Annotated in this window: 7 protein-coding genes and 1 tRNA gene; 4 read left to right on the forward strand and 4 right to left on the reverse strand. The window is 62.5% G+C overall.

The window, feature by feature from the left end; translation table 11 throughout:
• Positions 1-65: 65 nt before the first annotated feature.
• Positions 66-368, reverse strand: coding sequence for a PilZ domain-containing protein (locus LAN70_01520; protein ID MBZ5509826.1), 303 nt, complete (start codon positions 366-368; stop codon positions 66-68).
• A 385-nt stretch (positions 369-753) separates the two neighbouring features.
• On the reverse strand, positions 754-1380 hold the full coding sequence (locus LAN70_01525) for a hemolysin III family protein (GenBank protein ID MBZ5509827.1): 627 nt from the start codon (positions 1378-1380) through the stop codon (positions 754-756).
• A gap of 532 nt (positions 1381-1912) precedes the next feature.
• Between LAN70_01525 and LAN70_01530 the strand changes: the two genes are divergently transcribed.
• On the forward strand, positions 1913-2938 hold the full coding sequence (locus LAN70_01530) for a galactose-1-phosphate uridylyltransferase (GenBank protein MBZ5509828.1): 1026 nt from the start codon (positions 1913-1915) through the stop codon (positions 2936-2938).
• 38 nt (positions 2939-2976) lie between these two features.
• On the opposite strand, the gene LAN70_01535 is transcribed toward LAN70_01530, so the two are convergent.
• Positions 2977-5376, reverse strand: coding sequence for a TonB-dependent receptor (locus LAN70_01535; protein MBZ5509829.1), 2400 nt, complete (start codon positions 5374-5376; stop codon positions 2977-2979).
• Positions 5377-5644: 268 nt separating this feature from the next.
• Positions 5645-5719: transfer RNA gene (locus LAN70_01540), tRNA-Glu, on the reverse strand.
• A 452-nt stretch (positions 5720-6171) separates the two neighbouring features.
• Here LAN70_01540 and LAN70_01545 point away from each other — a divergent pair.
• The 3 genes from LAN70_01545 to LAN70_01555 all read left to right on the forward strand — a co-directional run bounded on the left by LAN70_01545 (position 6172) and on the right by LAN70_01555 (position 12767).
• The gene (locus tag LAN70_01545; protein MBZ5509830.1) at positions 6172-7104 is read left to right on the forward strand and encodes a DNA recombination/repair protein RecA; all 933 of its coding nucleotides are present in this window, start codon (positions 6172-6174) and stop codon (positions 7102-7104) included.
• Between the two features lie 136 nt (positions 7105-7240).
• Positions 7241-9265 (forward strand): DNA polymerase Y family protein, encoded by a 2025-nt coding sequence (locus LAN70_01550; protein MBZ5509831.1) that lies wholly within the window; start codon positions 7241-7243, stop codon positions 9263-9265.
• A 103-nt stretch (positions 9266-9368) separates the two neighbouring features.
• Positions 9369-12767, forward strand: a complete 3399-nt coding sequence (locus LAN70_01555) for an error-prone DNA polymerase (GenBank protein MBZ5509832.1) — start codon at positions 9369-9371, stop codon at positions 12765-12767.
• The last annotated feature ends 30 nt before the right edge of the window (positions 12768-12797 follow it).

Below are 12797 nucleotides of genomic sequence, written 5' to 3' on the forward strand. Positions count from 1 at the left end.
ACCAGCCCTGTCACGGAGCCAGCAACGCGACTTTGGGACACTACCTGTTCGCCCAGGTAGAGGTCTCAGGCGATGGGACGATTAAACTTTAAGCCCATGAGCTTAGAGCGGGCCTGTTGCTCGGTGCGCACGACCTCGGCATTGACTACGCGGCTTTTCGCCCGAGCCTCTTGACCAACGACTCCTACGGGCAGATCGATTTGCAGATGGCGAGCGGGAACGAACTTGGAGGAAGTCAGGACAAGTATTCCATTGGCACTCACGTTAAGAGCGGTCAGGAGTTCCTTGAACTGTTTCCCGTTGGCATCGACGCCGCGCGCAAAAAGCGGAAATGAGAGTGGCAGGCGCGAGTGCTTACGGAGTTCCATGGCTTGCGGGGAGCTCACCACTTCATTGTGGTCTTAAAAGGCCGGCCGCCGCTATTGACAAACTGGGATACCAGCATTCCAGCAACCGCTTGGCAAAGGTGATTGGTAGCGCTACCGGGAATCGAACCCGGGTTTGAAGATTGAGAATCTTCCATCCTGTATAGACAGAATAGAACGGGCAGACCATATAGACTTTCGTGCCTCAGGAATGGCGATTCTTTGGGGTAAATCGCACTCTCTCTTATTTAGCGAGCCAGTTTGCGAGTAGGCGACGACCATCCAAGTGGAGGCGTGCCGGGCTTCGAGGGCGCAATTTTCTGACTCGTGGTGAGAAGGTGTTCTCGCGAGTGGTTGATCTCCAGGTGGCGAACTGGAGAGGTGCGCCTTACACGCCGCGGTGAGGCAGGACGTAGCGCATGACCGCGACGTAATGGCAGGCACTGCCGGCGAGCACGAACAGGTGCCATAACGCATGGTTGAAGCGGAAGCGCGACGAGCTGAAGAAGGCGACGCCCAGCGTGTAGGCCAGTCCTCCGGCCAACAGCCACGCAAGGCCGCCGAGCGGAATGGCGCGGAAGAGTGGCCGCGCCGCGATCACCACCAGCCATCCCATCGCGATGTAGACGATCGTCGAAACTACCGGGTGTCGCTCGACTTGCACGAGCTTCCACGCGACCCCGAACAGCGCGATCGTCCAGACCAGGCCCAGCAGCGTCCACCCCCATGTGCCGCGCAGGTTCACGAGCGTGAACGGCGTGTAGGTGCCTGCGATGAACAGGTAGATGGCGGCATGATCCATGATCCGCAGGATGCGCTTGGCGGGCGGGTGCTGCACCGAATGGTAGATTGTCGACGCGGTGTAGAGCGCGATGAGGCTTGCGCCGTAGATGCTGACGCCGACGACGTGCCATACGGTGGCCTGCGTTGCGGCCAGCACGATCAGGACCGGAACGGCCACGAGCGCCAGGAGCAGGCCGATGCCGTGCGTCAGCGCGTTGGCGAGTTCGTCCATCGTGCCGATTGTAGGCACGTGGTGTGGCGGCGAATGTATTAGTTGTGTAATTTTAAAACCCTGTTGTGCGCCGAGGGTGGCGCCCCGGATCACGGTGAGATTTCCGGCGCTGGCGACACTATCCAGTTCCCCCCCCAAGACTCGAACCCTGAGCAGGCACCCTCAGCGGGCTTCTTCTTCCTCCGCAACGTGCTGCCGGAAGCAGATCGAGCAGAACGTCTGCCCACACCCATCGCAATCCTCAGCGTGATTGCTGCAGATTTTTCCCCGACACTTCGCGCAGAGGGTGAACGTTGGACGGGCACATGGCTGTATCGCGCAGGGCATTTCAGTGAATTTGTACATCACTGTCTGACTTTATGCAGTGACGGTCGCGCGGAGCGCGGTGCAGCCTCATGCGTGTCAGATCGGTCCCACTCTGGGAAGAAATGCCAAAAGTTTCCCGCACGACCGCCGCAGAGGCCGATAATTCGCGGCAGGACGCCTTGTTCCTTCCAGAACCGGGCCGATACTTCATTCCGGGAGGGCCGACATGTCACAGATGCGCAAAGATGTCTTTTCCGGCGGTTGGGTCATCATGGCCGAAACCGATACTGTACGGCCCTCGGAGTTTCGCTTTAAGAAGTTCGTCAGGGACCGTACCTTCTGCCCGTTCTGCGAAACCAACGAAGCTTCCACGCCGCCGGAGGTGTTTGCCATCCGGCGGCCGGGTTCGCTACCCAACGGACCCGGCTGGCAGGTGCGCGTAGTGCCCAACGCTCACCCACGCTTGCGGATCGAAGGCGAACTGGGGCGGCGCCCGGAAGGCTTTCACGACCTCATGAATGGTGTGGGCGCAGACGAGGTGATTGCCGAAACGCCGCGACACGACCGCAGCCTTCATGAACTGGAAGCTCACGAAGTCGCCGACGTCATCCGGGCCTGGGTAGCCCGCATGGTTGACCTGGAGCGGGATCAGCGGATGCGCTACGTGCTGATCTTCAAGAACCACGGCGAAGAGGCGGGCGCGCGCACTATTTCCCATTCGATCTCGCAACTGATGGCCCTCCCTGTGACTCCGCGCGCCATCAAGACCAAGCTGATGGTGGCTCGCGACTACTACCTCATGAAGGAACGGTGCATCTACTGCGACGTCCTGCAACAGGAGATTTCTGATCGCCGTCGCGTGGTCGCGGGAAACGATGCGTTTGTCGCGTTTGCGCCGTTTGCGTCACGTACTCCGTTCGCCGTGAGCATCTTCCCACAATTCCACAGCAGCGCGTTCAGCCGGATCGACCCGTCGCAGATTGAAAAGCTGGCGAGCATCCTGCGAGATGTTCTGCAGAAACTGGACCAGACAATAGGTGGCGCCCCCTACAACCTTTCCCTCCAGGACAGGCCGTTCCTGCGCCCCAGAAAGGGATACTGGGAGACCATCGAAGAGGACTTCCACTGGCATCTCGAGATTCTGCCGCAAATCATCCTCACGACCGGCTTCGAACGGGCTTCGTGGTTTTTTTATAACCCCGTGCCCCCCGAAATCGCTGCCCGTTGCCTTACGCCTTGCCAGGAGCGTTGAGGCGACAAGCAGCGTGTTTCGTTGTGAACAGCCAGTCCTTACTTCCTTCCCAGGAAGCGGATGCGGGCGGTGAAAGCGCGGCCGGTGGCGGCTTCGAACTGGAGGAAGTCGGGGGAATCAATGTTGTTGTTGACGGCGAAGGGATTGCGCCGGCCGGTGAGGTCCTCGAAGCCGCCGCGCAGCGCGAGGTTGAGGCCGCGCAAGGTGAAGCGGCGCTCGAGGAAGAGGTTGAGCGCGAAGTAGTCGGGAAAGCGGCGCGAGTTGGGTGGGCCGACGATTTCCTGGTTCTGATTAACGACGCTGAACGGGAAACCGGTATGCCAGTCGGCGGAGTAAGCGATGTCCCACTTTTTCGTGAAGGGGAACGGCAGAAATCCCCAGGAGACGAACTTGTTGGGCGAATCCCACGGAAGGACGCCGGAAGCTTGAGGGCTGAGGACGGGATTATCGAGGGTGAAATCCACGGCTTCATTGGAGCGGGCGCGGGAGCGCGTGTAGGCGAGCAGGATTTCGTGGTTTTCTCGGAAGTGACGGCGGGCCGAGATCTGGAAGGCACGGTAGTGGTCGCGGCGGGTGTTGGTGAGCAGGTAGTCGCCGACGAGCGGCACGGTGGACCGGTTCGTGTAGGCGAAGCCGCGCGAGCCGTCGCGCTGCATGTATTGCGCGTTGACGAAGATTTCGGCGGGTAAGCGGCGCTCCAGGCCGAGGCTCCAGTTGAGGAAACGTGGGACCTGAAGCGTGCCGCGGTTCAAAGAAAAGGTGGTGGGCAGCGGCGGGCCGACCAGAGTGGTTCCAGTGGCGTCGTAGATGTACTGCAAGCGCTCGCCCTGAAGGGGCTGGGTCACGATTCCCAGGTTGGAGGAGTCGTGAAAGATGCCGACGCCGGCGCTGAGCTTGGTGTCGCCGCTGCGGCTGAGCATGTAGGTGACGCCGAGGCGCGGCGAGACCGTGGTGCGGCCGACGAAGTGGTCGCGATCGAAACGGATGCCGGGTTGTACCAGCAGGCGTTCGGTGGGCGACCAGCGGTCTTGCAGGTAGGCGCCGAGTTCGACGTTGTCCTGCGAAAACGCGGGCGGGCTGGAGAAGACGATGCGGCTGTAGAGAGTGCCGTCGGCGCGCAGGATGGAAATGGGGAGGCGCTCGATGTGCTGGGTGTCGTCAAGGCGGTCGAGGTCGAGACCGAGGCGGATCTCGTGGCGTCCGGCGAGGTGTTGGGGCGGGAGATAGAGATTCGCAATGCCTTCGAGGCGGCGGGAGTTGCCGCGCGTGCTCTCGAAGAAGTTGCCGTGGGCCAGGTCAGGCGTGATCACATACGGAAGCGTGCCGAGCGGGCGCGCGGTGTCGTCGTACTGGTTCACGGCGGCGCCGATTTCAACAAGCATGCCGTTGGAAAAATAGTGCTGGTCCTTGATGGTAGCGAGGTACGCGCCGCCGTCCCGGATGAGGGTGGTCTCTTTGGGCGTGAACAACGAGAGGCCGTCGTAGTCGGAGTGGAGATGATTGATGAGGAAGCTGCCGCTGAGGATGTTGGACTGGGTCAGGTTGACCTGCACCTTGGCGAGATTGCTGACGCGCCAAAGAGGATTGGTGTCGGCGCCGGAGGGTAGGTTCTTGATGACGTTGTTGTCGTACTCGCCGTCGGGAGCGAGCAGGAACCAGGCCTTGCCTTTGACGATAGGGCCGGAGAGAGTGACGCGCGGGGTCCACTTGTCGAAGTCGAGCCCCTTCTTGTTCTGCACCGAGGGGATGAAGTTGGTGGCGGAGAAGCGGAGGCGGTCGTCGCCCATGCCGGTGGCGAAGCCGATGACGCCGGCGGATGACTGGCCGAACTCGGTGGAGTAGCGGCTTTCCTGGACGTCAATGGCGCGGACGGCGTCGGAGCTGAAGCGCAGGTCGAGCGCGCCGGTGACCGGGTGCGTGATGTTGAAGCCGTCGAGGGTGTCGAGCGTTTCGTAAGCGGCGCCGCCGGCAACATGCGCCTGACCGGAGAAGTCGCGGACGACGCCGGGAATCAGCGGCAGGGCTTCGCGGATGTCGCGCGTGGTGGAGTAGGGGACGTCAATGATCTCCTGCGAGTCGAGCGATTGCGTATTGGCGACCTGGGCGGGATCAATCTGCGGTGTGGAAGCGACGACCTCCACGCTTTCCTTCACTTCCTGCACGTGCGCCAGGGTGAGGTCGAGATGCGAGACTTCGGGGAGGCGGAGGTCCGCGCTCAGGGTGTAGAAGCCACTCTTATTCATGATGAGGCGATAGGACCCGGCAGGCGCGCGGAAGGAGCAGCGGCCGGCGTGGTCGGTCTCGCAATGCAGTGAGGCGGGGCCTTGCAGTTGCGCGATGGCGCCGGGAACGGCATTGCCGTTTTCGTCGGTGACGGTGAGCAGCAACGAGGACGATTGCGCGCCGGCGGAGGCGGCCAGCAGGAGCAAGGCAATCATGGAGGAGAGTCGGAGCACGTAATACGTAGTTTAATCGTTCGACCACGCGCGAAGGCTTCCTGGAGTTTCTGCGATCCGCCGGATTTCAACCGTTGAAGGGAATTGAGGTGAGGATGGTCCCTCCCCATTCCGGCTTACTGTCCACTTACTGTCGATGACTGGCGAAAACGAGAAAGACTTGGAAGACCGGGAAAAGACTTAAGAAGAAAACCGATGGAAGTCGCCAGGAGCCGCGAAAACACAGGGGAAAAATGCTAAGTGGAAGGATTGGTAGCGCTACCGGGAATCGAACCCGGGTTTGAAGATTGAGAATCTTCCGTCCTAACCCCTAGACGATAGCGCCACGCCGGAAACTGCATCGATTTTACCAAGAAGCCCGGGGATGTGTCAGGAGAGCTTTGTCCGGCGGCGCCGGCAGACAAGTTCCTGGTGTCCAAAAACCCGCTTCCAGAGCCGGTTTTGACCGGACTTGACAACCTCGGCGGGGCGTAGCAGAATCCCAGTTATAGGCGAATAAAAAGCGAAAATAGCTCCTGCCCGACGCTTTCCGCCAGCCGAGGTTCTGCCATGAGTGCCGCCGTTTCCAGTTTCCGGTTTCCAGTTTCCAGTGACGAAGCTCAGGGGCTAAAGCCCGGTGAATTTGGGCATGGCGCGGCACGACTGAAGTCGTGCCCTGATACGTCGTGCCCTGATACACAGAAGCACCCTGACACCCAGAACTGCCCTGACACACAGAAGCTGGTTTCACGTTTCACGTTTCAGGTTTCACGAGGCGGAGCTCTGCGGGAAAGTGGCATGGAGATGCCATCGGTGGTGGCGGCATCGCGGCTGGCGGACAGGCCGGCGGCGGCGATGGTGCGGAGCGGGATCGAGGCCTTGGACGCGCTTACCGGAGGGCTGCCGCGCGGCGGGTTGACCGAGATCTGCGGGCCGGCATCGTCGGGACGAACCAGCGTGCTCCTGGCGGTGATGGCGAAGATGACGGCGCAGGGCGAAGTGTGCGCGCTGGTGGACGCCAGCGACAGCTTCGATCCCAAGTCGGCTTTTTCGGCAGGTGTCGATCTAAACAGATTGCTTTGGGTCCGGTGCTCACCACGGAGACACGGAGGCACGGAGAAAAGCATTGCCGATTGTCGATTGTCGATTGCCGATTGCGGAAGAAGTGGTCAGTGGCCAGTGGCCAGTGGGGAGCGAAAGGCAACAGCGTCGATGGCTGATGGTCCCCTCGACTGCGCTCGGGGCAGGCTTTGGCCGATGGCAGAGACCGGGAGCTCCGCGGCCATGGGCCATCGACGATCAACCATGGACTCGCTGGAGCAGGCGCTGAAGGCGACGGATTTGCTGTTGCAAGGCGGCGGGTTCGGACTGGTGGTGGTGGACCTGGGCGATGTGCCGGCGCCGGCGGCGCGGCGGGTGCCGCTGACCTCGTGGTTCCGGTTTCGACGCGCGGTGGAGAACACGCGCACGGTCCTGATGGTGGTGGAGCAGGAACCGTACGCCAAGACGTGCGCGTCGGTGGTGTGCAAGCTTTCAGCGATCAGCTCTCAGCTATCAGCCAGGCTTCAGGCTTCAGGCTCCAGGCTTCAGGAAATGCAGCAGCCGGCGCACGCGCGGATTTTGTCGGGGCTGGAAATTTCTGCGGAGATGGTGCGGTCGGCGGCACAAGGGAAGAAGCCGGTGCGGTCAGCGGGCGCGCGGTGGGAAAGCAGGACGGCATGGGCGGGATAAGGAATATTTGAAATTTGTAATTTGCAATTTGCCGAAGCAAGCAGCGCGGCAGATCGCAAAGTTCGGCACATCGCCACAATTCTTAAATTGCAAATTATTGCAAATTACAAATTGCAAATTACCCATCGAGCTTGCCATGCCTTTTGCCGCCATCTACGTGCCGGATTTTCCCGTGGAGGCGCTGGTGCGCGCCGAGCCGGAGTTGCGCGAGCAGGCGGTGGCGGTGGTGGAGGGCACGCCGCCGCTGGGGCACGTCGTTGCCGTCAATGAGCGGGCGGCGCAGGCGGGAGTGGAGCCGGGCATGACGCGCTTGCAGGCAGAGTCGATGGTCGATGGTCGACGGTCGATGGCCGAGTCCGAGTTGCGAGTTGCGAGTCGGGAGGAAGAGCAGCAAGGAAAAAGAGGCAAACGGCAAGGATTCGCGGGCGAGGGCGAGCGCGCGCCAACGTCAAGACACGGGTCGGAGACCCGTGCCACACAGACCCGTGCCACACGCAAATGCGGGATGGTGCGGGAGAGGTCGAGAGAGCGGGAGGTGGCGGCGCATGCGGCACTGCTGGACTGCGCGTGCGGGTTTTCGCCGCGGGTGGAAGACACGGCGGCGGACACGGTAGTGCTCGACCTGGCGGGCCTGGAGCGGATTTTCGGGCCGCCGGCCAAGATGGCGCGCGATGTGGCGCGGCGTTGTTCGGAGATGGGGCTGGAAGCCAACGTCGCGGTGGCCTCGAATGCGGACACGGCGGTGCTGGCGGCGCGCGGGTTGGCGGGCGTGACGGTGATCGCGGAAGGCAAAGAGGCGGAGAGAATCGGAGAGCTGTCGGTCGAAGTTTTGCTAGCGACCAATTGGGGAAAGGCATTGCCGATTGCCGATTGTCGATTGCCGATTGGTTCCGGACGAAATCGACAATCGACAATCGACAATCAGAAATGGTTTGAAGAACGACAAGGCTTGCCCGACGGTGCTCCAGCAGCGTTGGAACTCCTCGAAACTCTCGAGCGTTGGGGAGTGCGAAACCTGCGGGCGTTGGCGGCGCTGCCCGAGGTGGCGCTGGCGGAGCGGCTGGGCCAGGAGGGGCTGCGGTTGCAGAAGCTGGCGCGCGGCCAGACACGGCGTCCGCTGGTTGTTGCCGAGCCGCCGCTGCGGTTCGAAGAGGCGGCGGAACTGGAATATCCGGTGGATGCATTGGAGCCGCTGGCGTTTTTGCTGAACCGCATGCTGGAGCAGCTGTGTGCGCGGCTGGCGGCGCGGGCGCTGGCGACCAACGAATTGACGGTGAGACTGGAGTTGGAGGCGAGCACGGAAGATCTGGTGATCGGGCGATCGGGTGATCGGGTGATCGAAAATCCTGCGCAGATCACCGGATCACCGGATCACCAGATGACCCGATGCCTGCGGCTTCCGGTGCCCATGCTCGACGCGAAGGTTTTTCTCAAGTTGCTGCAACTGGATTTGCAGGCGCATCCACCGCAGGCGCCGGTCACAAAAGTGTGGTTGCGGGCGGAACCGGCGGAACCGCGAAAGACGCAAAGCGGATTGTTCGTGCCCGAGGCGCCGGAGGCGGAACGGCTGGAGCTGACCATCGCGAGAATAAAAAAGGTGGTGGGGCAAACGGGAAAAGAGCAAAAGAATTGCCGATTGCCGATTGTCGATTGTCGATTGCGCGAGAGTCGCCAGGCGCCAGTCGCCGGGCGCCAGGAAAATCAAGAATCGACAATCGAAAGTCAGCAATGCAGTTCAGAAGCACGGGTGGGGTCGCCGGAGATGGTGGATACGCATCGGGAGGATGGATGGCGGATGAAAGCGTTTGTGGCCAGTGGTCAGTGGCCAGTGGCCAGTGGCCAGCACGCGGGCGAGGGCGCCCGCGCCACAACTGCTTCTCCGATCATCGCGCTGCGGGTGTTTCGGCCGGCGCTGGCGGCGGTGGTGACAGTGCGGGAAGGCAAGCCGGCGCAGGTGGCATCGGCGGAGCGGCCCACGATGCGGGGCGAAGTGGTGTGGTGCGCGGGCCCGTGGCGGTCGTCAGGCGAATGGTGGACGGAGCAGGCGTGGTCGCGCGAAGAGTGGGACGTGGCGGTGCGCAATGAGGAGGGAGTGGCGCTGTACCGGGTTTATCGCGATGAGATCGGGGGGAAGTGGTGGGTGGAGGGGAGCTATGACTGAATTTGTAATTTGCAATTGGTAATTTGCAATTTGCGTCCGCCGCAAGTTGCTGGTTTCACCAACACTCTCGACAAAATTGCAAATTACAAATTTCAAATTACCAATGTACGTAGAGCTTCATGCCGCGTCGGCGTTCAGTTTCCTCGAAGGAGCCAGCGTGCCCGAGGAGTTGGCGGCGGTGTGCGCCGAGCACGGCATGCCCGGGATGGCGCTGGCGGACCGCGATGGCGTGTACGGCGCGCCGCGGTTTCACATCGCCATGAAGAAAGCCGGCATGAAGGCACACATCGGGGGCGAGATCACTTTTGCACCACGGAGGCACGGAGACACGGAGACTGATTTGCAATTTGTAATTGGTAATTTGCAAAGTGAAAGCCGCCGTGCGGGCAATGGAAATTACAAATTACAAATTGCAAATTACCAATCCTCCGTGTCTCCGTCTCTCCGTGGTGGATTGAGCCGATTGCCTTTGCTGGTTGCCAACCGCGAGGGCTACCAGAACCTCTGCCGGTTGGTGACGCGGATGAAAGCACGCGGGCCGAAGGATGCGCCGGCGGAGGTGATCGCGGCGCAGGAAGCGGATTTGCAGGAGCACGCGCGCGGCTTGATCTGCCTGACCGGCGGCGACGACGGCCCGCTGGCGGAAGCGCTGCGGCGCGGCGGCGTGGAGGAAGGGAGGCGCGAGGTCGAGCGGCTGGCGCGGATCTTCGGCCGGGAGAATGTTTACCTCGAATTGCAGCGGCACTTTCTGCGCGACGAAGAAGCGCGCAACATCGCCGCCGTGGAGGTGGCGCGCGCGCTCCGCCTGCCGCTGGTGGCGACCAACGGCGTGCGGCACGCCAAAGCGGAAGAGCGGCAGATTCTCGATGTCTTCACCTGCCTGAAGCATCACCGCACGCTGGCGACGGCGGGGCGGCTGCTGGCGCGCAACGGCGAGCGTCATGTGAAATCGCCGGCGGAGATGGAAAAGCTCTTTGCCGATCTGCCGGAAGCGATCGCCAACACGGCGGAAGTTTCGTCGCGCTTGCAATTCACGCTCGCCGATCTCGGCTACCAATTTCCGCGCTACCCGGTACCCGAGGGCGAGACGATGATGTCGTTTCTGCGGCAGCGGACGCAGGAAGGATTCCAGGGGCGCTACGGGCGCGCGGCGCGCGACCTGCGGGCGCGGGCGCGGCGGCAGGTGGAGCGCGAGCTGGCGCTGATCGAAAAACTTCAGCTCGAAGGATATTTCCTGATCGTGTGGGACATCGTGCGCTTCTGCCGCGAGCAAGGAATCCTGGTGCAGGGGCGCGGGTCGGCGGCCAACAGCGCGGTGTGCTACTCGCTGGGGATCACGGCGGTGGATCCGGTGGGAATGGATTTGCTGTTCGAGCGCTTTCTGAGCGAAGAGCGCGGCGAGTGGCCGGACATCGATCTCGATCTGCCCTCGGGCGAGCAGCGCGAACGCGCGATCCAGTATGTCTACCAGCGCTACGGCGAGCGTGGGGCGGCCATGACGGCCAACGTGATCACCTATCGCGGGCGCATGGCGGCGCGCGAGATGGGCAAGGTGCTCGGCTTCGACGAAGACACGGTGGGGCGGCTCTCGGGTCTGGTGGGAAGGTGGGAGTACCACGACGCGGACGAGACGCTGGAAAAACAATTCCGCTACGCCGGTTTCGATCTGCGGCATCCGCGCATGCGGAAATTTCTGGAGTTGTGCCTGGCGGTGCAGGACCTGCCGCGGCACCTGGGGCAGCACTCCGGCGGGATGGTGATTTGCCAGGGACAACTGGATTCGGTGGTGCCGCTGGAGCCGGCGTCGATGCCGGGGCGCGTGGTGGTGCAGTGGGACAAGGAAGACTGTGCCGACCTGGGGATCATCAAGGTGGATTTGCTTGGCCTGGGGATGATGGCGGTGCTGGAGGATTCGATCGCGCTCATCCGCGATCACTACGGCAAAGAAGAAGACCTGGCGCATCTGCCGCCGGACGATCCCGAGGTGTACGCGGCGCTGCAAAAGGCGGACACGGTGGGGATGTTCCAGATCGAGAGCCGGGCGCAGATGTCGTGCCTGCCGCGGCTGCGTCCGCAGAAGTTTTACGACATCGTGGTGCAGGTGGCGATCATCCGGCCGGGGCCGATCGTGGGAAAAATGGTGAACCCGTTTTTGAAGCGGCGGCAGGGAAGAGAGAAGGTGACGTACCCGCATCCGTCGCTGGAACCGGTGCTGGCGCGGACCCTGGGCGTGCCGCTGTTCCAGGAGCAATTGCTGCGCATGGCGATGATCACCGCCGGATTCAGCGGCGGCGAGGCGGAAGAGTTGCGGCGCGCCATGGGATTCAAGCGCTCGGAGCGGCGCATGCGGGACATCGAGGTGAAACTGCGCGCGGGCATGACGCGCAACGGGATCGCGCCGGAGGCGCAGGAGCAGATCATTGACTCGATCACGTCGTTCGCGCTGTACGGGTTTCCGGAGTCGCACTCGGCGAGCTTTGCGCTGCTGGCCTATGCCAGCGCATATCTGAAGACGCATTACCTGGGGGCGTTCACCGCGGCGCTGCTCAACAACCAGCCGATGGGCTTCTATCACCCGTCTACCATCGTCAAGGACGCGCAGCGGCATGGGCTGAAAGTGAAAGCGGTGGACGTGTGCCGGTCCGACTGGCTGTGCACGGTGGAGAAGTCTACGGTCGACGGTCTACGGTCGATGGCCGTCGACTGCCGACCGTCGACTGTCGACCATGCTGTGCGTCTGGGACTTCGCTACGTGCGCGGGCTGCGGGAGGAGGCGGCGCGGGCGCTGGTGCGGGAGCGGCAGCAGCGGCGGTTTGAGTCGATCACGGATGTGGCGCGGCGCGTGCCCGAGTTGCGGAGAACGGAACTGGAGACGCTGGCGGCAATTGGAGCGTTGAACCAAGTGGTCAGTGGCCAGTGGCCAGTGGCCAGTTCCAATGTTCCTGACTGGCCACTAGCCACTGATCACCAGCCACTGAAACTGCACCGTCGCGATGCGCTGTGGCAGGTGGCGGGCGCGAGCCGGGGTGAGGGGCCGCTGCTGCGGGGAGTTCCGGAGCCGGACGGGGCGTCGCCGCTGCAGGCGATGGATCGGGAAGAGCGGCTGGTGGCGGATTTTCGCGGCACCGGCGTGACGGTGGGGCCGCACCCGATGGCGTACCGGCGCGCCGAATTGAAAGCGCAAGGGATCTGCAGCGCCGCCGAACTGGAGAAGATCCCCAACGGGCAGTGGGTGCGCGCCGCCGGATGTGTGATCGCGCGGCAGCGGCCGGGCACGGCGCGCGGCTTCCTCTTTCTCAGCCTGGAAGATGAGACCGGCATCGCCAACGCCATCGTAACGCCGGATTTATTCGAGCAGAACCGGCGGCTGCTGGTGGGGGAAAAGTTTTTGCTGATCGAAGGCGTGTTGCAGAACCTGGACAACGTGATTTCGGTGAAGGCCGAGCGCGTGCAGCCGCTGCCCGTGACCGAGGCGGAAACCAGGTCACATGATTTCCATTGACCAGTCGGAGGCACGGAGAATCCGGCGATC

Source organism: Terriglobia bacterium (assembly GCA_020072845.1).
Lineage (GTDB): Bacteria > Acidobacteriota > Terriglobia > Terriglobales > Acidobacteriaceae > JAIQGF01.